Raw genomic sequence first — 23,865 nt, 5'->3', positions numbered from 1 at the left:
AACTATTTCTTTGAAATTTTATTGAATATTTCTGATTGATATATCGCATCTTGAAGAGCGTTATGGGTAGCTAAGTTTTTGGTTTTTAACTTTACATCTATCTTGCTAGATTTTGTTTCCTGCCAAAGTGTACCAAATTTGCCCATATAATATGACTTAATATCAAGAGCTGTAAAACCAAAAGGGTTTTTTCCCAGCTGTTTAATAAATGCATAATTAATGAACGACCAATCAAAAGCAGCATTGAATCCAACAAAAACTATTTTTTTATCTTTGAATTGTTCTCCTTTCAGCCAATTATCAAAAAGTTCAATGGCAATAGATATGTTCTTACCATTTTCATTTAACTCATCAATATTTAGCCCGGTTACCGCAAGAGCCTCATCTTCAACCAAGCCTCCCTGTGGCTTAATTAAGCAACTGAAGTTTTCTTCTGGTTTTCCTACTACGCAAGCGCCAATACTAATGAGGTCATATTCCCCCGGAATTGGGCCGGTAGTTTCAATATCAACAGAGATATAAATTTCTGGCGAAGACATTACAACCTCGCTTGATACAATTTAAATATGCTAGCGTGAGAAAATAACAAAACTTAATGAAAAGTCAATTAATTATAAGGGGTGAGAGCTCTGGATGTGATTAAGTTATTGTTTTTAATTGGGTTTATATCTGCCCCCCCTCTTGAAGTATTGAGTTTTCTTTAAGGTGTGACATGATGATTTATAAGATTGATTTCTAAAACTTGCAATCAAACGTGAAATAACGAACATTTGACTTAGGTAAGAATTTAAAAGGTGAATTATAATGAATAAAAGCGATTTACTCAATCAATCTAATTATCCTCCTCTTGAGGAGGCAGAGTCAATTGACGAATTCCTGTCTTTTATCGAAAGTGAAATAGTGTGGGATTGCGTCGCTGTAATCAGTGATGAAGGAAGTTCGAATATAATTATTACTACAGTTGATAATGGGGTTGTTAACTCTTGCTTCAGATTAAACTTATCACCTGCGGGATTTGTGGGGTGTATTAAAAGAGTTGCATCTAATAAAAAATTAATTCTGTCATATCTTCAGGGTGCAAATTTATCCATAAATGATTTATTAACTCTGGGGTCTATCCAAGATATATATGCTCGTACTATGGAGCAGTCATGTGAAATAGGGTTTCCTGAATTGACTAAGTTTATTGAATCAGCTGAGACAGGTTGTAGGGATAAAGGTCGAGGGAATGATTTTACACTTGAAACCAAACGAAAGGTAAATATGGCTAGTCACAGTCGCTGCATGTTTACTGGATGTGGCGAACATTTATATATTGATGAGCTGACAGGGCAGGATGGAAATTACTCATACCTGGCTCACAATGTTGCTTCTTCTGAAAATGGCGAACGGGGCATACCTGTACTATCTAATTTGCTTTCAAACGAACCAAGTAATGTCCTCTTGTTATGCGACAAACATCACCGGTTGATAGATCGTGTTGCTGCTTGTGATTACACTGCAGAAATACTTTCGGGTATGAGAAGTAAATTCATTCGCGATGCTGATGAATTACTTGATGGTCTTAAATATCAGTCAATACCTGTTTACTCGATTTTATGGCCTATAAATACGAATGTTGCATCACCTCCCAATAAAAAAGAAATATCGGCATCTCTTGCTACACTTAATTATAAAATGAGTGGTGTAATTAATTGTATATATGATAGTAACGATTTCACTCGAGAAATGCCAGATCTTCATAAGCACATCATGCCAGCTAATATTAAAAATGCTGCAGATAAAATCATTCAGCAAACCAGAGATTCAGGACACCGAGCTGCATTGTTTGCTTTTGGCCCATCACCTGCATTAGTTGCATTAGGAGCCCTTCTGGGAAACAAAAGCCAATATACTCCAATGTTAAGATACCGTGATGGTGCTTGCTGGAAGTGGCCTTCATTCACTGCTTCTGGAGTATTTTATGATTGCGAAGGATTTGAGGGGTTAGATCATAGTGAGGATGTTGTAATATGCATAGCTTTTACTGCACTCCCTAAAGTTATGCGTGAAACAGCTAATAAATTGAGTGAGGAGCTCAATGCAAAAGTAATCATTTACAAACCTAAGAATGATGAGTTTGATAACGGAGCAATACCTCACCCAACTGATGGAGTATTATTCTCATCAAGATTACATTACGACTTTCATACATTGAAATCGCACCATGGTGTTAAAAGGATGCATCTTTTAATTTGTGCATCTAATGCCGCATCTGTATTTGTAGGGCAAGCATTCGATTTACATCATCCTGAAATGATAGTTTACGATTTCAAAGAAGGAACTATGCAACCAATATTGTTGCTGACAAACGACTCATCACGCACAAATGTAAGTTACTACTAACTCAAAGTAAATGCCCCTATTAGGGGCATTTATTCTAAAACGAGTTATCAACATAACTTCGATTTTCAGTTTTATTTGAATGTGGTGGATTTTCCGATTTTTCAGCCTTGTAAACCATCGCCTGACCAATCTTGATCCAATCAGCCTTAATCAGTCTGGCTTTCAAGCTAACCCGCTGTTCGCCTGTATGATCACCTTTGTTGAGCGTGAAAATTTCTGACGTCAGGTTACTGAAGGTAAACCCAAGCAGCACTCTCTGGTCCTCGTCTAAGGCTATCTGGCAGCGGCTTATAAGGTCCGTTGCTTCCTTACCGGCGACAGTGGCGTCAAATCGCACACAGGTTGGGCTGTCAGTAGGTCCACTGAGCGCATTAATCACCATGCTGAGGAAGCTACCAGCGAGGGTCTTAATTCTGCGAATGTTGCTCAGATAACCCGGGCTCTTAATGTTGAGATTTTAGGATTTCGCTTTGGTAGAAGTGCTGTTGGTGTTTTTGCAGCGTTGTTGGTGGTAACAGTCATGATGTTTACTTCAGGAGTGGGTAACTAGTCACACAGAAACATTAATCCCTGCCGGATAAAAGCATTCCGTCATAAAACCTGGATAGCTTCGCCGCACTGACTGGTAAGTGCAAAGTACCCCACCAGCAAAGTGATCCCACAGCAGGTAGAAAGTCGCCCACTAAATCTTAGGTACTTTTATCAGTTTATAAGGCTCAGCACGACATAACCTGCTCAGGAGTTTAATGAGTGTTTGGCAAATATTTAACCCGATTTCATACATCAGATATAGATTTAATCTACTGTAATATAAGGAATAATATAGACAGCGGCGTCACTCACAACCCCTCCCTCGCTGCCAGAAATCCCTATTAACATTCGAGACCTGAAGCCAGTATTTTGTCTATATTGTAGATATTGGATATGTGTGGTAATCAGGATTCAGCCATGGTCAGTGCGGGTAAATCGACTGAATTTGAAGTGATTGCGGTGTCTTCTGGTAATGTTTCTTACTCAACGAGCAGCAACGGACATGCCGACATCACCATCTCGGTTCCGGATTTCAGTGGCGCGCAGGAAGAGCTCTATTATGTCCTGAAGCGTCCAGCCTACATCGACGAGGTCGCATTTCAGGTAGCGCTGGAGGCTGCCTTTCGTGCGGTAGTGGGGCTGGAAAAGCTCACCGGTAAAAAACGGGACGAAATCCTTCCTGCTGCAAAGATAAAAAGCGCAGGCAAAAGCAAGCCTGCAAGCAGTTCTAACACGGCACGACTTGAGACGTTGAAGCAAACCATTCTCGATGATGCTGAATGGTTGCCTGCTCAGGAAGTCTCACGTCGCAGCGGCTCTGCCGTGGATATCAAAAATCCCAGCGGTCTACCGAACCGCTGGAAGCGGGCCGATAAAATTTTTGCCATTACTTCTGAAGGCAAAGATCTTTATCCTGCTTACGCGCTGGACGTAGGCGGGCAACCGCTGCCGCAGATGAAGAAAATTATTCAGCTGTTTGGTGAAACAAAAACCCCCTGGTCACTGGCGCTCTGGTTTGGCTCACCGAATAGCTGGCTGGGAAATCAAAAACCGAAAGATCTTCTCGCCTCTGCGCCTGAACGGGTGCTGGAAGCGGCCGCGCGGGCAAAAGAGGGACCGGTACATGGATGAGAAAATAAAAACTCCAGTGGTAAATGATGATCTTACGGCCAGAATGGCGATCTGGCCGAAAGACAAAAGGATTTGCCGGGCACTCACCTCACAACGCCAGCTGCACCGCCGCGTCCCCGTCTTCGACCTGCGCCGGCACCGCGCAGCAGATCAGCACTTCATCCTGCGCCAGCGTGATGCCTGGTCGCGTAGGGTATGTCACCGCGCCTTGCACCAGTCTGGTCTTACAGCTGCCGCAATGTCCGGCGCGACAGCTGTAGGCCGGGCTCAGGCCGCGCGCTTCGGCCAGCTCCAGCAGCGTGCCGGACTGCGGTGTCCAGCGCGCTTCTTTCAGCGACTCTGTAAACACCACCGGCACCGCTTCGGTCGCCACCGGCGGCAGCGCGGCGGGCTCTGGCGCATCCTCCTGCTGACGCTGCAGCGACGACGGACCAAACGCTTCGGCGTGAATACGCGCGTCGGCAATATTCAGGCCGCGCAGTCCGTCATACATCGCCTGAGTAAATGACGGCGGACCGCACAGATAGAAATCGTAATCGTTGAACGGCAGCACCTGCGACAGCAGCGCCATATCGATGCGTCCGGCAACGTCGTAATCCACGCCGGCTTCGGCTTCGGCTTCGGCTTCGCCCGGCTGGCTGAGCACCCGCACCAGTTTCAACGCGCCTTCGCTGGCTGCCAGCAGCGCATCGATCTCACGCACAAACGGGCGTTCGGCCAGGTTACGCGCCGACTGCAGCAGATACACCGGACGCATCCGGCGTTTGCGTCGGCCTTCATAAATCAGGTGACGCAGCATCGCCAGCAGCGGCGTGATGCCGACGCCCGCCGCCAGCAGCACCGCTGGCCGCGTTTCGTGTGCATCAATAGTGAAATCACCGGCCGGTGCGCGCACCTCCAGCCGATCGCCGACGCGCAGGGCATCGTGCAGATACTGCGAGACGGCGCCGTCGCGCTTCACGCTGATGCGGTAATAACCGTCCGACGGCGCAACCGACAGCGTGTATTGCCGAATCAGCGGCTTAGCGCTGCCCGGCAGCGTCAGGCGGATCGGCAGATGCTGGCCCGCCAGATGCGGCAGTACGCCAGCGCCATCATCCGGCATAAGATGAAACGAGCGAATCTGCGCGCTCTCATCGACAATTTGCGTGATGCGAAATGGTCGCCACTGCGCCGCCAGCTGCTGCGCCTGCAGGCGTTCGCTGGCGGACGGCCAGTCGCCGGTCATCAGCGAGGCGGGCGATATGCCGTCTGGCTGATCGGCCCAGCGCAGGGCGAGGGCAGCGCGCCGGCGCACGATGCGGCGCGCGCTAAAGCGCCACAGCCGCTCGGCTCCCTGAAAGGCCGCGATTTCGGCGGAATCGGTTATCACCGTGGCATCGCCGCTCATCTGCAATACATCGCCGCTCGCGTAGTCGATAAACAGCAGCCCGGCCTTGCCGTTGAGCACGATATTGCCGAGGGTGGAGAAGAACAGGTTGCCGTTGAAGTCCGGAATGGTCAGTACATCATCGGCACCGATGCGCACAAATCCGGCTTTGCCGCCGCGATGCGAAACGTCCACCTGACGGCGCGCCTGGTCGGCATAAGTGGTGACATAAAACGTGTCCGCCTGCCCGATGGCGGCGCGCGCGGCGTCATCCAGCGCGCTGAGCGTCTCAACTTCGCCCTGATAAGCCCTGCCGGGCGCATGGTCGAAGCGGAAATCGCGCAGCTGAATATAGCGCGGGCAGTTGCCGAAGCTCTGGTCAACCTGCACGCGCAGGCCGCCGCCAATCGCCGTCAGCACGCCGTTCATGCGGTTGCGCCGCCGCGTGTGCAGCTCGATGCCGAGCAGGCCCACCGGCGCGCCATCGGTCATCCCGTCGGCCGCCGGATCGCTGACGTCAGGGCGGGCCGCGATATCCAGCGTGGTGGCGTTGGGCGAGAAGATAAAACCGGGCTGGCCTTCCAGCAGCGTGGCCCAGGCATCACCCTGTGCATCAACGCTGCCGGCAACGATAAACGGCAGCTGCGCGTAAAAGTCACGATGCTGATCGGGCATGTAATCGCGGATCACGCGCTGCCCGACATCGGCCATACGTTCTGCCACTCCCGCCTGCTGCTGCAGCGCAATTTCACCGTCATGCCATACCGGCAGCGTAATCAGTTTCTCGCCCATGATGCTGGCTCCTGTCAGGCGCGCAGGCCGGCGGCGGTCTGCGGAAAAGGCACAAAGCCGGGCAGCGCTTCAATCCGGCGCAGCAGCTGATTCACCGCAGGGTAACCGGACATCTCGACGTTGCCTTCCGGCGCACCGGCCAGGTAGCTGTATAAAGCGATGTCAGCAATGGTGGGATGGTCGCCCACCAGCCACTCACGCTGGCTGAGATGGCTTTCCAGCCGCGAAAGAATCAGATGCGCGCGCGCCAGCACCTCTTCAGCATTAAATTTGGCACCAAACACGGTAATCAGGCGCGCCGCCGCCGGACCGTAAGCCAGTTCACCGGCCGCTACCGACAGCCAGCGCTGCACCTGGGCGGCGCCCAGCGCATCTTCCGGCAGCCAGTCGCTGCGGTTAAATTTCTTCGCCAGGTACACCAGAATGGCATTGGAATCCGCGATATAAACGCCTTCGTCTTCCAGCACCGGCACCTGACCGAATGGGTTGATGGCGAGAAACGCCGGGGTTTTATGTTCGCCGCCAGGCAGGTCGACTTCGACCGTTTCATGCGCTATGCCGAGCAGTGACAGCGCCAGCAGTGCGCGGTGGGCGTGGCCGGAGAGCGCTAAATTGTACAGTTTCATCATGCGATTCCTCAGGTAGTGGCCGGGGTGATCCCGAGCCGTGGCCTAAGGTTCGCACAGCCGTATTGCTGACAGAATAGCCAGATCTGCGAAGTCATTATTGCAAAAAGTGGAAGGATGCGGCCGGGTGCGCAGCAGGGCACACCCGGCAGAGGAAGTGGTTCAGGAAGGCACGACGGCACTACTGCTGGCGGCCTGCGCCTGCTGTTCATTTTGCTGCTCTTCGCGCAGCTTCAGGCGATCCCACACGCGGAAAAATGGATAGTAGACCACCAGCGAAATCGTCAGGTTGACCACCTGCAACACCGTGCCGGAGATATGGCCGCCGGTGGCGAGATAGCCGCTGACGAAGATCGGTGTGGTGAAGGGCAGGGCGATGCCAGCTGGCGGCGCCACCAGACCGCTGCTCATTGCCGCCCACGAGACAATCACCAGCAGCACCGGCGTCAGGATAAACGGCAGGAACAGGTAGGGGTTCATCACCAGCGGAATGCCGAACACCAGCGGTTCGCTGATATTGAACAGCGCCGCCGGCGCGGCGATTTTCCCCAGCTGTTTCATCTGGCGGCTGCGCGCGCGGATCAGCATAAAGATCACCAGCCCAAGCAGCGCGCCGGTGCCGCCGGGCGCAATCCATAAATCGTAAAACTGCTGGGTAAAGATGTGCGGAATCGGCTGGTTATGCTGAAAGGCTTCGAGGTTTTCACTCATGTTCGACAGCCATACCGGCTGAATGAACACCAGCACGATGGCATCGCCGTGCAGGCCGAGCGTCCACAGAATGCCAATCAGCAGCACCGAGAAAATCATCCCCGGCAGCGTGCCGCCGACGTGGTGCATCGGCAAACCAATCACCGTGGCAATCAGGTTGTTGATGTCATGGAATGGTGAGGCTTCAACTGCCAGGCGCAGCAGCAGCACCACGGCCAGCACGCAGAAGCCGGGAACCAGCGCGAGGAACGATTTCGCCACCGCCGGCGGCACGCCTTCCGGCATCTTAATCACCAGGTTACGGCTGTGCACAAAGCGGTAGATTTCGGTGGAGAGCAGCGCAATCACAATCGCCACGAACAGGCCCTGACTGCCGATCAGCGAAATCGGCAGCACGCCGGTGACCAGCTGCGCGGGCGCGCCTTCAACCGGGGCGAACAGCGTCTGCTGCGGAATGGTCATCACAAACGCCACCAGCGCCATCGCGCCGCTGGTCAGCGGGTCGAGCGTGCGATATTTCTCCGCCAGCCGGTAAGCGATGCCGAAGCTGGAGATCAGCGCCATGATGTCGTAGGTGGCACGCACCGGATAGAGCAGTTTATTGCGCCAGCTGTCGCCGAACAGGTCGGCCATCAGATGGCCCCAGGCCGGGATCGGCAGGTAGGCGAAGATCAGAAAAAAGCTGCCGATCAGCATGAACGGCATGTTGAGAATGATGCCGTCCCGCACGGACAGCACATGCTTCTGCCCGGCCACCTTGAGCGCGGCGGGCAGCACATAACGTTCGATGATATTACGGTTGGACATAGGGCCTCCTCGGGCACAATGGCGCAACAAATTAACAGTTCAATGCGTGTCATTTCGGCGCGGCAGCGGATACCTGCACCCGGCCGTCGCGGCGCAATTTATTGCGCGATGAAGCGCGCCGCGACGGCCTGGGTGCGGTTTGCGACAGGGATATCACGCAAACTGCGGCAGCCACGGTTGATTCAGCGTCAGCACTTCGTCCAGCAGCGCTTCGGCGCTGGCGACATCGCCGACCAGCGGATTGCCGACCAGCGCCAGCAGCGCGGCACCGCGATCGCCGTGCACCGCCGCGTCGATGGTTAATCGCTCGAAGGCTTTGATCTGCTGCGTCAGCCCGTGCATCAGCGGTGGCAGCGCGCCAAACACCAGCGGGTGCGCGCCCTGCGCATCGACCACACAGTTCACTTCCACCACTGCGTCGTCCGGCAGACCGTGAATCGCCCCACGGTTCTGGCAGTTCACCACCAGATTTTGCCCGCTATTGTTATGGATGGCGCTGATGAGCTCAACGGCCACTTCGGAGTAATATGCGCCGCCGCGAAAACTCAGCTGCTCCGGCTTGTGCGCCAGCTGCGGATCGGCATACAGCGCGAACAGCTCGGCTTCCACTTTCATCACCTGTTCGGCGCGCGTTCCGGCCTGGCCGTGCTGCGCTTTCTCCTGCTCTTCGGCCAGCATCTGCGGTGTTTGCCAGTAGTAGCGGTGATAAGGGCAGGGAATCGCCTGCAGCGCGCGCAGAAACGCCGGCGACCACGGCATCTCTTTGATGTTATTCATGGTCAGCGCCTGGCCTTCGCACAGCTGTTCGATCACCCCGGCGGTCACGTCCTCGCCGCGGCACAGCACCTGATGCACCCACACCAGATGATTCAGCCCGGCAAAGCGCAGCGCCACCTCGTCAAACGGCGCCTGTAACATGCCGGCGATCATATGGTGCATATTCACCGGCACGTTACACAGGCCGATGATCTTCGCGTTGCTGTAGCGCGCCACGGCTTCGGTGACGATGCCCGCTGGATTGGTGAAATTGATGATGAAGGCATCGGGTGCCAGCTGTTCCACTTTGCGCGCAATCTCCAGCATCACCGGAATGGTGCGCAGCGCTTTGGCGAAGCCGCCGACGCCGGTGGTTTCCTGGCCGAGACGACCATACTTCAGGCCCAGCCGTTCATCGGCGGCGCGTGCTGCCAGCTGGCCGACGCGCAGCTGTGTCAGCACAAAGCGCGCACCGCGAATCGCCTCATCCAGCGCGAAATGCACGCTGACCTTAACCTGCTCCAGCCCGTTCTTTTGCAGCATACGGCGCGTGAGATCGGCGATGATCTGTACCTTTTCGCGTCCTGCCGCCACATCCACCAGCGCCAGTTCGGTTACCGGCAGCTGCGCATAACGGTTGATGATTCCCTCCACCAGCTCCGGCGAATAGCTGCTGCCGCCGCCAATGATTGCTATCTTAAGCATCGTTTTCTCCTGCCGTGGTACGGCGATAGAGTTCAATGATTTCGCCCGCTAAATCCTGAATCAGCATGGCGTTCATCAGGTGATCCTGGGCATGAACCAGAATCAGGGTAACCGGCAGCCGGCCGCTGCCTTCGTCCAGGCTAATTAGTGCCGTCTGCTGCTGGTGCGCGCTGCTCACGTTTTCCCGCGCCGCCGCCAGCTGCTGCTGTGCCGCATCAAACTGCCCGGCACGCGCCAGCTGCAGCGCGCTCAGTGCGGCGCTGCGCGCGGCCCCGGCCTGCACCAGCAGCAGCATGATCTCCTCTTCCGGAACCACCATTACGTCATCTTCAGGCATGCAGAATCTCCCACAGCGCAGCGCCGTGTGTTGTCAGTCGGATTAGGGGAAACGGAAAATCAGGAAGCGTGCAGTGCCAGCGCTTTATCCAGCACCTGTTCGCCGCGCATCATGCCGTAATCCATCATGTCGATCACGGCGACCGCCTTGCCCTGCGGGGCGGCGATGGCGGTGAGACGGGCAGCTTCAAACTGCACCTGCGGGCCGAGCAGCACCACGTCTGCGTCCGGCAGGATGCGTTCGAAGTCTGCCACCGGGACGGCCTGAATGTTGATCGCCAGCCCGCGCGCTTGTGCGGCGTGCTGCATTTTATTCACCAGCATGCTGGTAGACATGCCGGCGGCACAGCAAAGAACAATGCGCATAATTTATCCTCCTGTGAATTGACTCCGGCATTTAAGACCTGTCTCGGCCGCACTGTAAATACCCTGCAGCCAGATGATTTTGTGATGAAAATAATTTAAAATATTATTTATCAGTAGTTTAATCATCAAATCGCCATGAAAATAATTTTCATTGATGTGATCGGCACGATGATTTTCTGTTGCGGGAGCTTTAATTCCAGGAAAATTCAGTGCGCTCAGCTGAAAAAAATCTCACAATGAAAAATATTTTCATGCATCATGAGGGTTCGTTACTGAGGATGTGATGAGCTAATGGATATTGTCTGGCAACTGCAGCAGCAGTCGGCGCGTTTTGATGCGCAGGAATCAAAGCTGGCGCGATTTATTCTGGATAACCTGCACGCCAGCGCGCAGGCCACTATGGAGAGTCTGGCGATGCAGGCGGGTGTCAGCCCGGCTGTACTCCAGCGCTTTGCTGCCTCGGCGGGCTACCGCGATCTGGATGATTTTCTGCACCAGGTGCGCCAGGCCGGCCAGCAGGAAAGTGCGTTTATGACGGTGATTCGTCAGCGGCAGGCTTCGCTCAGCCAGCAGGAGCAGCGGGTGGCGCGCGCCATCCTGCGTGACGCCGCGTTCGCGGCCTCGGCCACCATTGAACAACTGGCCAGCCGGGCGGAAGTCAGTGCGGCGACCATTACCCGCTTTGCCCGTTCGGTCGGCTGCGACGATATTCGCGATCTGCGTATGCGGCTGGCACGCGCCAGCGCCGAACCGGCTACTTCCAGCCACGGTGCGGTGCCGCAGCTGGTGAGTCTGCATCAGGCGCTGACCCAGCAGTGGCAGCAGCTGGATGACAGCCGCTGGCAGCAGGCGGCGCAGGCGCTGCGTCAGGCACGCAGCGTGTTGCTGATCGGTGCCGCCGGCCAGCACACGCCGCTGGTGGCGGAAGTGCAGCAGCGGTTGAGTGAAGCCGGGCTGGCGCTGGCGTGGATCCAGGACGACAACCTGCTGCGTCTGACGCTCAGCCGTTTGCAGCCGGACGATCTGCTGCTGATCCTCGCGCCGGACACCATCAACAGCAGCGTGCTCAGCGCGGTGCATCACGCTCACATCCAGCAGACCCCAGTGATGGCGCTGTGCCCGGCGGCGCTGGATCTCGCCAGCCAGGCCAACTACTGGCTGCCGCTGCCGGATGCAGCACCGGCGCGGCGCTATGGCATCCTGCTGGCGCTGGACCGGCTGGCGGCGGCGCTGTAACACCCCGGCTTTCGACTCAGGCGGTTGCCGCCACCTGAGATTTGGCTTCAATAAACTGCACCAGCGCGCGCGTCACGTCAGCGGTGGTGGCGCTGCCGCCGACGTCCGGCGTCAGAATGCCCGCCGCGCACACGTGCTCAATGCCCTGCATAATCAGCGCGGCCGCGTTGCGTTCGCCCAGATGTTCCAGCATCTGCACCGCAGTCCAGAAGGTGGCGATCGGGTTAGCGATGCCTTTGCCGGTGATATCAAACGCCGAGCCGTGAATCGGTTCGAACATCGACGGAAAACGCCGCTCCGGATCGATATTGGCGGTTGGCGCGACGCCGAGACTGCCGGCCAGCGCGCCGGCGAGGTCGGAGAGAATATCCGCATGCAGGTTAGTGGCGACAATGGTATCCAGCGATTGCGGGTGCAGCGTCATGCGGTGCGTCATGGCATCCACCAGCATCTTGTCCCACTGCACATCCGGAAACTCCTGCGCCACTTCCGCCGCAATTTCATCCCACATCACCATGCCGTGCCGCTGAGCATTGGATTTGGTCACCACCGTCAGCAGTTTGCGCGGCCGCGACTGCGCCAGTTTAAAGGCGTAGCGCATGATGCGCGTCACGCCGACGCGGGTGAAAATCGCCACTTCAGTGCCCACCTCTTCTGGCAGGCCGCGGTGCGCACGGCCGCCGTTGCCGGAGTATTCCCCTTCCGAGTTCTCGCGCACGATTACCCAGTCAAGATCGCCCGGTCCACGGTTGCGTAGCGGCGAGGTCACGCCCGGCAGAATTTTGGTAGGCCGCACGTTGGCGTACTGATCGAAGCCCTGACAAATCGGCAGGCGCAGCCCCCACAGCGTGATGTGATCCGGCACGTCCGGCGCGCCCACCGCGCCAAAGTAGATGGCATCAAACTGCTTCAGCGTCTGCAGGCCATCTTCCGGCATCATCACGCCGTGCTGTTTGTAGTAATCCGAGCCCCAGTCAAAGGTCTGCACGTCAAACGTCAGCTGTTCATCGTGCCGCGTCAGCGCCTGCAGCACCTCAACGCCAGCCGAAATCACTTCCGGGCCAATACCGTCTGCCGGAATCGCGGCAATTTTGTAGTTACGCATCGTGTTCTCCAGTCAATTAATGGGTATGAGGATGAGGCAGATCGGCGCTTTGCGGTTTTGGCGTGTGCGCGGCGAGAATCAGCACGATGAGCGCGGACAACGCCAGCAGCGCGGCGACGAAATAGAGTCCCCAGGTGTAGCTGCCGGTTTGCTGGCGGATCACGCCAATCATCATCGGGCCGACAAAACCGCCGAGGTTGCCGATGGAATTAATGGTGGCGATGCCGGCGGCTGCGGCCGGCCCGCTGAGAAACAGCGTCGGCATGCTCCACAGCGGCGGCTTGGAGGCGCTGATGCCGACCGTGACCAGCGTCAGCGCAATCATCACCGCCAGCAGCGTGCTGACGTTGCCGGCGTAAATCAGCCCGGCGGCAGCCAGTAAACAGGCGCCAATGACGTGCCAGCTGCGCTCGCCGCGACGATCGGAGTGACGTGCCCACAGGATCATGCCGATCACGCCGATCACCGCCGGGAAAGCGTTGAGGAAACCAATTTCCAGTGAGGAGGCGCCGAAGCTGCGGATGATTTGCGGTGACCAGATTCCCAGCGTGTACAGCCCGGCCGAGGTGCCGAAGTACACCAGCGCCAGGGCCAGTACGCGCTTGTCCGCCAGCCCGCGCCAGGCGCTGCTGTGGCCATGTTGCATCGACCGCGCCTGCTCTTCAGCCTGCATGGTCTCCTGCAGCCAGCGCCGCTCTTCTGCGTTCAGCCATTTAGCCTGCGCCGGACGGTCGGTGAGGAAAAACAGCACCACGATGCCCAGCAGCAACGCCGGAATCGCTTCTAACACGAACATCCACTGCCAGCCGGCGTAGCCCAGCAGACCGTGCATCTCCAGCAGCGCGGCAGAGACCGGCGAGCCGAGCGCGGTAGAGAGCGGGGCGGCAGCCATGAAGATGGCGGTAACCTGCGCGCGCTTCGCCGCCGGGAACCAGTAGCTGAGGTAGAGAATGATGCCGGGGAAGAAACCGGCTTCCGCCACGCCGAGCAGAAAGCGCAGGAGGTAGTAGCTGGTGGTGCCCTGCACCAGCGCCATGCAGCCGGAGACCAATCCCCAGCTGATCATCACGCGGGCGATCCAGATGCGTGCGCCCACTTTGTGCAAAATTAAATTCGACGGGACTTCAAACAGAAAATAGCCGAGGAAAAAGATCCCGGCGCCAAAACCAAATACCGTGGGCGAGAAACCTAAATCCTGATTCATGGTTAACGCGGCAAAACCAATATTGACGCGATCGAGAAACGCGATGAAATAGAGCAGCATGATGAAGGGCACAATGCGCAACGTCACTTTACGCATCACCCTTTTTTCGAGGTGAGAGTTCATATTAAAGTGCTCCAGATTGTGTAGGGTAGTATTATTTTCTGGTTGTCGAATGCAGTATGCAGGTTTGTATTGCGCGATCATCAGGCGTGGATTATATAAACTATTTGAATAATCGTGCGGTGAGGGAAATGTGGATATAAATCAATTGCGTTGTTTTGTCGCGGTGGGTAAAGAACTGCATTTCGGTCGGGCGGCACAAAGTATGGAAATGATGCCTGCATCACTTTCCCGCTTTATTCGCCTGTTGGAAGAGGATCTGGGCGTGCGCCTGTTAAACCGCTCAACGCGCAATGTTTCATTAACCGCCGAGGGAGCCCTGTTTTTTGACGAAGCGGGAAAACTGATCGATCAGTTTGATGCGCTGGCGCTGCGTTTTAAAGGCGGATTAAAAGATGAACGCCGGACATTACGCATTGGCGCTATCGATAGCGCCGCGCGCGGTTTAGTTCCGGCACTGCTGAATTTATTTGTGCCGCGTCATCCGCTGAGCGATATCCATATTATCGAAGATAAAACCCTTAACCTGATCCCCAAATTAAAATCCGGCTGGCTGGATATGATTATTATCCGCGCGCCGCAGCGCATGGATGCGTCACTGGCGCTGCGTTTTATTACCCGCGAAAGTTGCGTGCTGGCAGTGCCGCTGACGCATCCGCTGGCGGATAAAGCGCAGGTGACGGTGGCAGATTTTCAGCATGAAGCCATGATTATTCCGGACCGCCGCACCCGGCCGCACAGCCACGATCTCACCATCAGCCTGTTTAAGCAGGCTGGCCTGACGCCGCATATCGCGCAATATGCCGAAGAGAAGCAAACCATTCTCAGCCTGGTGTCCGCCGGCCTCGGTCTGGCGGTGGTGCCAGCCTCTTATCGCACCATGAACAGCGACAGCGTGCGCTATATCGCGCTGACGTTACCGGAGCAGATCAAAGGCTTGCCGCTGAGTATTGCGTGGCAGAAGGGCAACGAAGATCCGCTGTTGCGTGAAATGCTGCGTCTGCTGCATGACCACCGGCAGGAATTGATCGACAGGCTGTGAGGCTGCGCCGGAACGCGCGCTGACGATCTGTTTGTTACTTTCATTCTGCAAGTGACTTGCAAAATGAAAGTTACCCTGCCACAGTATCCCGCATCGACTTCACATCGGGAACTGGCCCATGAAAAACCAACCTCTGTGTAATATGCCGTGCCCTATCGCACGCAGCCTTGGACGCGTCGGCGATGGCTGGAGCATGCTGATCATGCGCGATGCGCTGGCCGGCTTTACCCGCTTTGATGAGTTTCAGAAAAGCAGCGGCGTGGCACCTAATATTCTGTCGCGCCGGCTGAAAGAGCTGGTGGAGGATGGATTGCTGGAAAAGGTGTGTTACAGCGACGCTCCGGCACGCTACGAGTACCAGCTCACTGCGGCGGGCCGCGATTTTCGCACGGTAATACTGGCGCTGGCCGAGTGGGGCAGCACCCACTTTTCACCGGAAGGGCGGCAGATGCAGCTGGTTGAAAGCGCCACTCAGCGCCCGGTGACGCCGCAAATGGTCGACAGCGCCACCGGCCAGCCGCTCTCCAGTGACAAATACCAGATGGTGCCTGGCCCGGCGGCCAGCCCGATGATGCACTATCGCCAGCAGTATCTGGCGAGAAAGCGCGCAGGCGATACGGCGCAAAAATTCGCCCCGCAGACGGTGGCCGGGAACGAACCATGAGCCTGACGCGGAAAAAAGCGGCACTGCTGCTGATGCTGGCCTGCGGCGGCGTGGCGCTGGCCGGCTATGGCTATTACTGGTGGCACAGCGCGCGCTTTATGCCTTCGACCGATGATGCCTACGTCGGCGCGGATATCAGTGCGATTTCGGCCAAAGTGTCCGGCTATGTCCAGACGCTTGCGGTGCAGGATAATGCGGCGGTTAAAAAGGGCGACCTGCTGGTGCAGCTGGATAACCGCGACTATCGGGCGGCGGTTGACCGTGCGGCGGGCGAAGTCGCCGCGCAGCAGGCGGCGCTGCAGGATATCGCCGCCACGCGCCAGCTCCAGCTGGCCACCATCGACGGCGCGCGTGCTGCGCTGCTGGCGGCGCAGGCGGTGACGCAGAAAACCACCGCCGACCAGCGCCGCTATGACGCGCTGGTGAGCAGCGCTGCGGTGTCGCAGCAGATTCGCGATCATGCGCAGGCCGATTACCATCAGGCGCTGGCGCAGGAGGGCAAAACCCGTGCCGATCGCGCGGTCGCCGAACGTCAGCTGCAGGTGCTGGATGCGCGCGAGCAGCAGACGCACGCCGCGCTGGCACAGGCACAGGCCGGCCTGGCGCTGGCACAGCTCAATCTGGAATACACCGCTATCCGCGCGCCGTTTGATGGCGTGATCGGCAATCGCCGCGCCTGGGCCGGTTCGTATGTCAGCAGCGGCACGCAGCTGCTGTCGCTGGTGCCGGCGCAGGGGCTGTGGATTGACGCCAACTTCAAAGAGAGCCAGCTGGCGCACATGCGGCCAGGCCAGACGGCAACAATTGTCGCGGACGTGCTGCCGGGCCGCACCTTCAGCGGGCATGTCGCCAGCCTGTCGCCTGCGACCGGCTCGCGCTTCAGCATTCTGCCGGCGGAAAACGCCACCGGTAACTTCACCAAAATTGTCCAGCGCGTGCCGGTGCGCATTGCGCTGGACGGCGATGCGGCCACGCTCGGGCTGTTGCGTCCGGGACTGTCGGTGACCGTGACCGTCGATGAGCGCAGCGCGCAATGAGCCGCGTGGTCGCCGCGCCGATCGCGCCCGCGCAGATGCCGGTCAGCCGGAAAGTCTTCGCCTTTGCCACCCTGTGCATCGGCATGTTTATCGCGCTGCTGGATATCCAGATTGTCTCAGCTTCGCTGCGCGACATTGGTGGTGGCCTGTCGGCGGGCGATGATGAAACCGTGTGGGTGCAGACCAGCTACCTGATCGCCGAGATCATCATTATTCCGCTCTCCGGCTGGCTGGCCAGCGTGCTGTCTACGCGCTGGCTGTTCGCCGCCTCGGCCTGTGGCTTTACGCTGATGAGCCTGCTGTGCGGCTGGGCGTGGAACATTCAGAGCATGATCGCGTTCCGTGCACTGCAGGGGCTGGCGGGTGGCTCGATGATCCCGCTGGTGTTCACCACCGCCTTCGCCTTTTTCCAGGGCCGGCAGCGGGTGATTGCTGCCGCGACCGTCGGCGCGCTGGCGTCGCTGGCGCCGACGCTCGGCCCGACCGTTGGCGGCTGGATCACCGATAACTTCAGCTGGCACTGGCTGTTTTTTATCAACATCATTCCCGGTATTTACATCACCATTGCGGTTCCGCTGCTGGTGAACATTGACGCGCCCAACCGCGAACTGCTGCGCGGCGCGGATTATCTCAGCATCGTGCTGCTGGCGCTGTCGCTCGGCTGTCTGGAATATACGCTGGAAGAGGGGCCGCGCTGGGGCTGGTTTGATGATGACACCATCGCCACCACCGGCTGGATTGCGCTGGCGGCGGGCGTGTTGTTTGTGATCCGCACGCTGCGGCATGCCAAACCGATCGTCGATTTACGCGCGCTCAAGGACCGCGACTTTAGCCTCGGCTGCTACTTCTCGTTTATGGCGGGCGTGGGGATCTTTGCCACCATTTACCTTACGCCACTGTTTCTCAGCCAGGTGCGCGGCTTCAGCGCACTGGAGACTGGACTGGCGATCTTCTCCACCGGGGTGTTTCAGATTCTGTCGATCCCGCTGTATGCCTGGCTGGCGAACCGCGTCGATCTGCGTATTTTGCTGGCGGCGGGGCTGATCTGTTTTGCGCTGTCGATGCATTTCTTCGTGCCGATTACCCATGACTGGGGGGCGAAGGAGCTGCTGTTTCCGCAGGCATTTCGCGGTATGGCGCAGCAGTTTGCCGTGGCACCGACGGTAACGCTGACGCTGGGCAGCTTGCCACCGGCACGCCTGAAGCTCGCGTCTGGCCTGTTTAATCTGATGCGCAACCTTGGCGGTGCGATTGGTATTGCCCTGTGCGGTACGGTGCTCAACGACCGCACCAACCTGCACTTTAGCCGGCTGGCGGATCATCTCAACAGCGCCAGCCTGACGCTGGGTGATTTTCTGCAGGGGCGCGCTCAGGCGCTGATGACCAGCGGCCTGAGCCCGGATGCCGCGCATACGGCCGCGCTGCAGTCGCTGGCGGCGCTGACGCTGCGTGAAGCGCGCACCCAGGCTTTTTCCGACGCGTTCTGGCTGATCATGACAGGATTTTTCGTCGCGGCGCTGCTGGTGCCGTTACTGAAAAAGCCGCAAGGGTGAGCGCCAGATCGTAGCCCATTAACGTTTACTCAGCGCTTCCCACAGGCCCAGCAGATAAGTGGTGCCAAGCGCGCGGTCGTACAAACCGTAGCCTGGGCGCCCGGTTTCACCCCAGATAAAGCGGCCGTGATCCGAACGGATATAGCCGTCAAAGCCGTTGTCATACATCGACTGCAGCACTTTATACATATCCAGCGAGCCATATTCCGTCGGATGCGCGCACTCGTAGAAATCTTTATCGCGGATGATCTTGATGTTGCGCACGTGGGCAAACGGGATGCGTTTGCGGCGCGAGAATTCGGCCAGAATGGCATAGACATCGTTCTGCGGATCCTCGGCAATCGATCCGGTGCACAGCGTGATGCCGTTGGCTTCAGAATCGACGACGTTACAGATCCAGTCGAGATCGTCGCGGTTTTTCACCACGCGCGGCAGACCGAAGATCGAATACGGCGGATCGTCCGGGTGGATTGCCATCTTCACGCCCACCTCTTCGCACACCGGGATCACCGCTTTGAGGAAATAGGCGAGGTTTTCACGCAGCTTCGCGTCATCAACGTCCTGATATTTGGCAAACAGCTCCTGAACTTTTGCCAGCCGTTCCGGCTCCCAGCCCGGCAGCGCGAAGCCATTGGCGCTGCCCAGCACCTCTTTCACCACCTCGTCGAGGCTTTTATCGATGCCCTGTTTCTCGAAGGCCATGGTGATGGAGCCATCCGGCAGCACATAATTCATATCCGTCTTCATCCAGTCGAACACCGGCATGAAGTTGTAGCAGATCACTTTTACCCCGGCGGCCGCCAGGTTGCGGATACTTTGCTGATAATTAGCGATATAGCGATCGCGGCTCGGCAGGCCGATCTTGATGTCGTCGTGAATATTAACACTCTCAATCACTTCAACCGTCAGTCCGGCTGCGTGCACCTGATCGACCAGCGCCTGGATCTTCTCCTGCGGCCAGGTTTCGCCCACCGGCACATCGTAAAGTGCGCCCACCACGCCGCGTACGCCCGGCACCTGGCGAATATATTCCAGCGAAACCTTGTCTTCCTTCGGCCCAAACCACCGCATTGTCAGCTGCATTATGTCATCCACCGTCATCGTGTCTGTATGATAATGGCTAAACTACCATACTAGAATTCATGAGGGCAGCATTGCGCGGCGATTAAGCCTTGATCCGCGTCACAGAACCGGTTTTATCCGCAGCGCAGTCGCTTACTGGGTGGTCACCAGTTCGGTGAAATACTGCTTGTACTTAAACAGTTCGAGATCCGAGCGCAGCCCCAGTTTGCGCAGCGCGGTCTGCTTCTGACCGCTGATGGTTTTGCGGCTGCGCGCGTATTTACCGGCGATCTGCGTAATGCTCAATCCGTCGAGATAACAGCGAATCACTTCGATTTCGCGCGGGCTCAGCTCGCGCAGCAGCAGCGAGATGTCATCGCCCGCCTGGCGCGGCATCAGGTAGTCGTGCATCTCGCGATCGCTCTCCTGGAATTTATCCAGCTCCAGCATCATGTCCGGCGTCAGGAAGCGCTTGCCGCGACAGATTTGATGGATGGCATCGATCAGCACCTCCTGATCGTGGCTTTTACCGACAAATCCCTGCACGCCGGCTTTCAGCAACAGCTGGACAATCGCCGGTTTCTCCACCGCGGACGACACCAGAATCTTCAGCTGCGGGTAGTGCAGGCGCAGCTGTTTCACCATTTGCAGCCCGTCGAGCTGGTCTTCACCCAGCATGTAATCCAGCACCAGGATATCGAGCGGGTGGCGCTGCAGGAAGGCCATCAGCTGCTGGCGCTGGGCAAAGGCCCCGGCCAGATCGAGCTGCGGCTCCTGCGCTAAGCGGTACTGCATGGCTTTACCAATCAGCGGATGATCGTCCAGCACGGCAATCTGCCAGATTGCGCTCTCTTTCATTACATCACCTCTTCAGGAATAGGCGTTTCCAGGGCACGCAGGAACAGCGCGTCCAGCTCGGCCACCGCCCCGGCGACCTCCGGCAGCAGCTGTTGTAATAGCGCACCATCTTCATGCTCCGCCGCCTGTTCGGCGGCGCGGCAGCGATGTTGCAGCGCGTCGGCGCGCAGCATTCGGGCACTGCCGAGTAGCTGATGCGCGGCGTGACGCGCCGAAGCAAAATTGTTCGCAGCCACCGCCTGCGTCAGCTGGGCGAGATCGTAACTGTTCTGCTGGCGCGCGGTGGTCACCAGGTCGCGCCACGCCTGCGGGTTGTTTGCCGCCAGATTTTCCAGCGTCAGCAGGGTATCGTCGCGCGTCGGGTTCATCGGTGCGCCGGTGATCACCTGCAGCAGCTGCGCGCGCTCCAGCGGTTTAAACAAACAACCGTTCATGCCGGCGTCCTGCGCCAGCTGCGCCACGCGCTCCTCCGCCATGGCTGTCAGGCCGTAAACCGGCACCGCGCGTCGCACCAGACGTTTCTCTTCGGCGCGCAGCTGGCGGGTGAATTCGAAGCCGTCCATCTCCGGCATGTTGCAGTCGGTAATCACGCGATCGGGCTGATTCTCGCGCCACAGCGCCAGCGCGGCTGCACCGCTGTCGGCCACCAGCACATGATGCCCGGCGTAGCGCAGCTGCTGGGCCAGCAGCAGACGGTTAGTGGCATTGTCATCGACAATCAGAATGCGCAGTGCAGCCTGTTTTGCTGGCTCCACCGGCTGTGGCAGGGCGGGCTGCTCATGTTCAATGCTCGCCGCTTCCGCGCGGAAGCGCAGCATAAACACGCTGCCGTCACCCGGTTCGCTCTCGACGTGCAGCTCGGTGCCGAGCATCACCGCCAGCCGGCGGCAGATATTCAGGCCTAACCCGGTGCCGCTGGCGCGGTTGCTGCCCTGATCGACCTGAATGAACGGCTCGAAGATCGCCTGCTGCTGCTCTGCCGTCAGGCCAACCCCGCTGTCGCTCACCTCCAGCACATACTCCGGCCGCGCGCTATCTGCCTGATACAGCGCCACTTCGACTTCGCCGTGCGAAGTAAACTTGATGGCGTTGCTCACCAGATTGGAGAGAATTTGCTTCAGCGCCACCGGGTCAAACAGCACCTGGTCCTGCTCCAGCTCCAGCACGATATTCAGCGCCAGCCCCTTGTTGAGCGCCACCTGGCGGAACAGCGCTTCGCAATCACGCACCACTTCACTGAGCGACATCGGCTGCAGCTGCACGCTGAAATGCCCGGATTCGATTTTTGCCAGGTCGAGAATATCGCCCACCAGCGACAGCAGCGAACGCGACGACTCCCAGGCGACATCAATGTTTTTCTGCCGCTGCTGTTCATTACTCTGGCCGAGATGCTCAATTTCCAGCAGGCCAATCAGCGCCGCCAGCGGCGTGCGGATTTCATGACTCATGTGCGACAGGAAAGTGCTTTTCGCTTCGCTGGCGCGCACCGCGACTTCGTTGGCTTTGCGCAGGTCGGCCATCAGCGCTTCGATATGCGCCAGCTGCTCGCTGATTTCACGCTCGTGCTCGCGCTGTTTGGCCAGCGAGGCTTTCAGCAGATGGTTACGCCACAGGAAAAACAGCAGGCCCAGCCCGGCCACGGCGACGATGCGCAATATATAGCTGCGATAGCTTTGCCACGAGGTGCTGGTGGCGGGCGGCGTGTATTTGATCCAGCGCTCCATCAGCGACTGCATGGTCGGCTGCGGAATATCGGACAGCGCTTTGTTAAGGATCGACAGCAGCACCTGATCCTGACCATTGACCGCCATCGCCATGCGGAACATCGGCAGCGGCGCGACAAACGCGACCTTAAAGCTGTCATTAAAGTGATTGTTGAGCAGAAACAGCGACGACTCGTACGGCACGATAAAGCCATCCAGCTGCTTATCGAGTAGCTGACCGAGCGAATCGATCGACACGCCATTTTCGACAAAGTTGATGCCCGGCCAGCGCTCACGTAAATCGTAACGATAGTAGGCGCGCTCATAGATACCGACGCGCTTGCCCGCCATCTCATCAAAGCTTTTCCACGGGCTGTCTTTGCGGGTTACCACTACCCACGACGAGTAGATGTAGGAGCGGGTGTAGCGGATTTTGTCGTCCTGCTGCGCGGTGGCGTCGCTGACGGCGATAATCGCATCGCGCTGGCGGTTGAGCGTATCGCGCATGTTGCTCAACCCCTGAATCGGGTTGTAGCGAAAGCGAATGCCGGTGCGCTGGGAAATCATTTTCAGCAGGTCAACGCTCAGCCCGACCACGCGCTGGCGGTTATCAGTAAAGGTAAACGGCGTATGCGAAGGATCGTAGTTAACGGTGATCTCGCGGTGCTCTGCCAGCCACGCGGCCTCTTTGTCGCTGAGATCCAGCGGATGGTTCTTAACCACCGACTGATAATCCAGGCTCCAGGCTTCCGCAATCTGTACCGCGTTGCGCAGCGGAATGTTTTTCAGGATTTCATCAATGGCTGCGATCAGCGGCAGATTGGCACTGTTGCTGGCAAAGCGCGCGTCGACATCGTTGGTGTACGGCGTGCTGTGCGCTTCAATCACGTTCTGCAGGCCGCGATGCGAAAGAAAGCGCTGAGTGGCGCTGTTGCTCCAGAACAGGGTGTTTTCGCTAAACGCGGTGTCAGTGTAGGCCCACAGCGGCGGCGCGGCTGGCGCCAGCGTGGCGCGCGGATAGCGCTTGTGCAGCAGCGCTTTGAGTTCTGCATCACCGTAATAGAGCAGACGATAGCGGCTATTTTTCAGTTCACTGTCGAAGGTCGCGTTACGTTTGCTGATTAATACGCTGCGCGCCAGTGAATACGGCAGGCTCAGCGCCAGCTGCGTATCCTGATTGGCGGCCAGCGTGTAGTAAGGAATCAGATCGACTTCACCGTCGTTGAGCGCATCCACCAGCTCCAGCCGGGTTTTATACACCTTGATTTTCACCGGCAGATTTAACGCCTTCGCCACGATGGCCAGATAATCGGCCGAAAGTCCTTCGTAGGTATTGGCTTCAAACGACACGGAATAGGGCGGCAGCGGATTGTTCCACACGCCGACGCGCAGTACAGAGTGCTGTTTCAGCCACTGCTGGCTCTGCGGCGACAGCGTGACTTCCGGTGCTACCAGACCATAGCGCGGCGAGAAATTTAACGTGGTTGCACCCCAGGCAGACAGGCAAAAGCCCAGTAACAGAAGGAGGCTGAGGATGCGTTTACTCACGGATGATTTCACTCGCTGGACCGGTTGCGCGCGCTGCCACCATGACGGCGCTTCTTCTCTGACGGCACGTTGCGCGTCAGGCATCCTTCAACAGCGACTTAATACAAGTGGACTTAAATCGCGCTTAAGAAATTTCTTAAAAACAGGAGAGAAAATTCCTGGTGAAAGCCAGGTTTCGCCGGCGCGCCGAAGCGAAGCGCGCTGCTATTTTTAGTAAG

20 protein-coding genes are annotated in these 23,865 nt (G+C 57.3%); 7 read left to right on the top strand and 13 right to left on the bottom strand.

Features of this window, described 5'->3' with window-relative positions; translation table 11 throughout:
- Window positions 1–2: 2 nt before the first annotated feature.
- On the bottom strand, window positions 3–539 hold the full coding sequence (locus F3J41_RS12135; RefSeq protein ID WP_150059216.1) for a 3'-5' exonuclease: 537 nt from the start codon (window positions 537–539) through the stop codon (window positions 3–5).
- Between the two features lie 265 nt (window positions 540–804).
- On the opposite strand from F3J41_RS12135, the gene F3J41_RS12130 reads away from it, so the two are divergent.
- Window positions 805–2,385 carry an SAVED domain-containing protein gene (locus F3J41_RS12130; protein ID WP_150059217.1) on the top strand — a complete coding sequence of 527 codons (1,581 nt, stop codon included), beginning with the start codon at window positions 805–807 and terminating at the stop codon, window positions 2,383–2,385.
- Window positions 2,386–2,419: 34 nt separating this feature from the next.
- Here the strand turns inward: F3J41_RS12130 and F3J41_RS12125 are convergent, their stop codons facing one another.
- Complete coding sequence (locus tag F3J41_RS12125; RefSeq protein WP_150059218.1) at window positions 2,420–2,833, bottom strand: DUF3577 domain-containing protein; 414 nt, start codon at window positions 2,831–2,833, stop codon at window positions 2,420–2,422.
- Between the two features lie 500 nt (window positions 2,834–3,333).
- On the opposite strand from F3J41_RS12125, the gene F3J41_RS12120 reads away from it, so the two are divergent.
- Window positions 3,334–4,047: a hypothetical protein gene (locus F3J41_RS12120; RefSeq protein WP_166711266.1), complete on the top strand. Its 714-nt coding sequence runs from the start codon at window positions 3,334–3,336 to the stop codon at window positions 4,045–4,047.
- A gap of 88 nt (window positions 4,048–4,135) precedes the next feature.
- Here F3J41_RS12120 and F3J41_RS12115 read toward each other — a convergent pair whose 3' ends face one another.
- From F3J41_RS12115 to F3J41_RS12090, 6 genes are all read right to left on the bottom strand, one after another.
- The gene (locus tag F3J41_RS12115) at window positions 4,136–6,208 is read right to left on the bottom strand and encodes a pyridoxamine 5'-phosphate oxidase family protein (protein WP_166711264.1); all 2,073 of its coding nucleotides are present in this window, start codon (window positions 6,206–6,208) and stop codon (window positions 4,136–4,138) included.
- Between the two features lie 14 nt (window positions 6,209–6,222).
- Window positions 6,223–6,834 (bottom strand): glutathione S-transferase family protein, encoded by a 612-nt coding sequence (locus F3J41_RS12110; protein WP_058759678.1) that lies wholly within the window; start codon window positions 6,832–6,834, stop codon window positions 6,223–6,225.
- A gap of 162 nt (window positions 6,835–6,996) precedes the next feature.
- Entirely contained in the window at window positions 6,997–8,352 is a 1,356-nt protein-coding gene (gene celB, locus F3J41_RS12105; RefSeq protein ID WP_059012181.1) for a PTS cellobiose transporter subunit IIC, read from the bottom strand.
- Between the two features lie 153 nt (window positions 8,353–8,505).
- A complete protein-coding gene (locus F3J41_RS12100; protein WP_021507629.1) occupies window positions 8,506–9,813 on the bottom strand; it encodes a 6-phospho-beta-glucosidase in 1,308 nt (435 codons plus the stop codon).
- The gene (locus tag F3J41_RS12095) at window positions 9,806–10,150 is read right to left on the bottom strand and encodes a PTS lactose/cellobiose transporter subunit IIA (RefSeq protein ID WP_247656282.1); all 345 of its coding nucleotides are present in this window, start codon (window positions 10,148–10,150) and stop codon (window positions 9,806–9,808) included. The genes F3J41_RS12100 and F3J41_RS12095 overlap by 8 nt, the downstream gene beginning before the upstream one ends.
- A gap of 59 nt (window positions 10,151–10,209) precedes the next feature.
- Window positions 10,210–10,518: a PTS sugar transporter subunit IIB gene (locus tag F3J41_RS12090; RefSeq protein ID WP_058759671.1), complete on the bottom strand. Its 309-nt coding sequence runs from the start codon at window positions 10,516–10,518 to the stop codon at window positions 10,210–10,212.
- 288 nt (window positions 10,519–10,806) lie between these two features.
- Here F3J41_RS12090 and F3J41_RS12085 point away from each other — a divergent pair, with 288 nt between their 5' ends.
- Window positions 10,807–11,751, top strand: a complete 945-nt coding sequence (locus F3J41_RS12085; protein WP_166711262.1) for a MurR/RpiR family transcriptional regulator — start codon at window positions 10,807–10,809, stop codon at window positions 11,749–11,751.
- Window positions 11,752–11,767: 16 nt separating this feature from the next.
- On the opposite strand, the gene F3J41_RS12080 is transcribed toward F3J41_RS12085, so the two are convergent.
- Together F3J41_RS12080 and F3J41_RS12075 are read right to left on the bottom strand one after the other, a co-directional pair.
- Window positions 11,768–12,856, bottom strand: a complete 1,089-nt coding sequence (locus F3J41_RS12080; protein ID WP_058774858.1) for a tartrate dehydrogenase — start codon at window positions 12,854–12,856, stop codon at window positions 11,768–11,770.
- 16 nt (window positions 12,857–12,872) lie between these two features.
- Entirely contained in the window at window positions 12,873–14,183 is a 1,311-nt protein-coding gene (locus F3J41_RS12075) for an MFS transporter (RefSeq protein ID WP_166711260.1), read from the bottom strand.
- 130 nt (window positions 14,184–14,313) lie between these two features.
- Here F3J41_RS12075 and F3J41_RS12070 point away from each other — a divergent pair, with 130 nt between their 5' ends.
- From F3J41_RS12070 to F3J41_RS12055, 4 genes are all read left to right on the top strand, one after another.
- Window positions 14,314–15,222 (top strand): LysR family transcriptional regulator, encoded by a 909-nt coding sequence (locus F3J41_RS12070; RefSeq protein WP_031279716.1) that lies wholly within the window; start codon window positions 14,314–14,316, stop codon window positions 15,220–15,222.
- Between the two features lie 118 nt (window positions 15,223–15,340).
- Window positions 15,341–15,886 (top strand): helix-turn-helix domain-containing protein, encoded by a 546-nt coding sequence (locus F3J41_RS12065; RefSeq protein ID WP_058780409.1) that lies wholly within the window; start codon window positions 15,341–15,343, stop codon window positions 15,884–15,886.
- A complete protein-coding gene (locus F3J41_RS12060) occupies window positions 15,883–16,923 on the top strand; it encodes an HlyD family secretion protein (RefSeq protein WP_166711258.1) in 1,041 nt (346 codons plus the stop codon). The genes F3J41_RS12065 and F3J41_RS12060 overlap by 4 nt, the downstream gene beginning before the upstream one ends.
- Window positions 16,920–18,476, top strand: a complete 1,557-nt coding sequence (locus F3J41_RS12055) for a DHA2 family efflux MFS transporter permease subunit (protein WP_058759666.1) — start codon at window positions 16,920–16,922, stop codon at window positions 18,474–18,476. The genes F3J41_RS12060 and F3J41_RS12055 overlap by 4 nt, the downstream gene beginning before the upstream one ends.
- 18 nt (window positions 18,477–18,494) lie before the next feature.
- Here the strand turns inward: F3J41_RS12055 and uxuA are convergent, their stop codons facing one another.
- The 3 genes from uxuA to F3J41_RS12040 all read right to left on the bottom strand — a co-directional run bounded on the left by uxuA (window position 18,495) and on the right by F3J41_RS12040 (window position 23,647).
- Window positions 18,495–19,559, bottom strand: a complete 1,065-nt coding sequence (gene uxuA / locus F3J41_RS12050; protein ID WP_031279714.1) for a mannonate dehydratase — start codon at window positions 19,557–19,559, stop codon at window positions 18,495–18,497.
- A gap of 132 nt (window positions 19,560–19,691) precedes the next feature.
- On the bottom strand, window positions 19,692–20,396 hold the full coding sequence (locus F3J41_RS12045; protein ID WP_166711256.1) for a response regulator transcription factor: 705 nt from the start codon (window positions 20,394–20,396) through the stop codon (window positions 19,692–19,694).
- On the bottom strand, window positions 20,396–23,647 hold the full coding sequence (locus F3J41_RS12040) for a transporter substrate-binding domain-containing protein (RefSeq protein WP_166711255.1): 3,252 nt from the start codon (window positions 23,645–23,647) through the stop codon (window positions 20,396–20,398). Before F3J41_RS12040 ends, F3J41_RS12045 begins: the two co-directional genes overlap by 1 nt.
- Window positions 23,648–23,865: the final 218 nt, after the last annotated feature.

Origin of the sequence: Pantoea sp. Ap-870 (assembly GCF_011752515.1) — a bacterium.
Classification (GTDB): Bacteria; Pseudomonadota; Gammaproteobacteria; order Enterobacterales; family Enterobacteriaceae; genus Pantoea; species Pantoea dispersa.
Note: the sequence above shows the minus strand (reverse complement) of the source record. Positions and strands in the feature narration are given on the sequence as shown.

Coding starts and splice junctions, on each gene's coding strand:
- F3J41_RS12135 (WP_150059216.1), bottom strand. CDS start 539: ATGTCTTCGCCAGAAATTTATATCTCTGTTGATATTGAAACTACCGGC.
- F3J41_RS12130 (WP_150059217.1), top strand. CDS start 805: ATGAATAAAAGCGATTTACTCAATCAATCTAATTATCCTCCTCTTGAG.
- F3J41_RS12120 (WP_166711266.1), top strand. CDS start 3,334: ATGGTCAGTGCGGGTAAATCGACTGAATTTGAAGTGATTGCGGTGTCT.
- F3J41_RS12115 (WP_166711264.1), bottom strand. CDS start 6,208: ATGGGCGAGAAACTGATTACGCTGCCGGTATGGCATGACGGTGAAATT.
- F3J41_RS12110 (WP_058759678.1), bottom strand. CDS start 6,834: ATGAAACTGTACAATTTAGCGCTCTCCGGCCACGCCCACCGCGCACTG.
- celB (WP_059012181.1), bottom strand. CDS start 8,352: ATGTCCAACCGTAATATCATCGAACGTTATGTGCTGCCCGCCGCGCTC.
- F3J41_RS12100 (WP_021507629.1), bottom strand. CDS start 9,813: ATGCTTAAGATAGCAATCATTGGCGGCGGCAGCAGCTATTCGCCGGAG.
- F3J41_RS12095 (WP_247656282.1), bottom strand. CDS start 10,150: ATGCCTGAAGATGACGTAATGGTGGTTCCGGAAGAGGAGATCATGCTG.
- F3J41_RS12085 (WP_166711262.1), top strand. CDS start 10,807: ATGGATATTGTCTGGCAACTGCAGCAGCAGTCGGCGCGTTTTGATGCG.
- F3J41_RS12080 (WP_058774858.1), bottom strand. CDS start 12,856: ATGCGTAACTACAAAATTGCCGCGATTCCGGCAGACGGTATTGGCCCG.
- F3J41_RS12075 (WP_166711260.1), bottom strand. CDS start 14,183: ATGAACTCTCACCTCGAAAAAAGGGTGATGCGTAAAGTGACGTTGCGC.
- F3J41_RS12065 (WP_058780409.1), top strand. CDS start 15,341: ATGAAAAACCAACCTCTGTGTAATATGCCGTGCCCTATCGCACGCAGC.
- F3J41_RS12060 (WP_166711258.1), top strand. CDS start 15,883: ATGAGCCTGACGCGGAAAAAAGCGGCACTGCTGCTGATGCTGGCCTGC.
- F3J41_RS12055 (WP_058759666.1), top strand. CDS start 16,920: ATGAGCCGCGTGGTCGCCGCGCCGATCGCGCCCGCGCAGATGCCGGTC.
- uxuA (WP_031279714.1), bottom strand. CDS start 19,559: ATGCAGCTGACAATGCGGTGGTTTGGGCCGAAGGAAGACAAGGTTTCG.
- F3J41_RS12045 (WP_166711256.1), bottom strand. CDS start 20,396: ATGAAAGAGAGCGCAATCTGGCAGATTGCCGTGCTGGACGATCATCCG.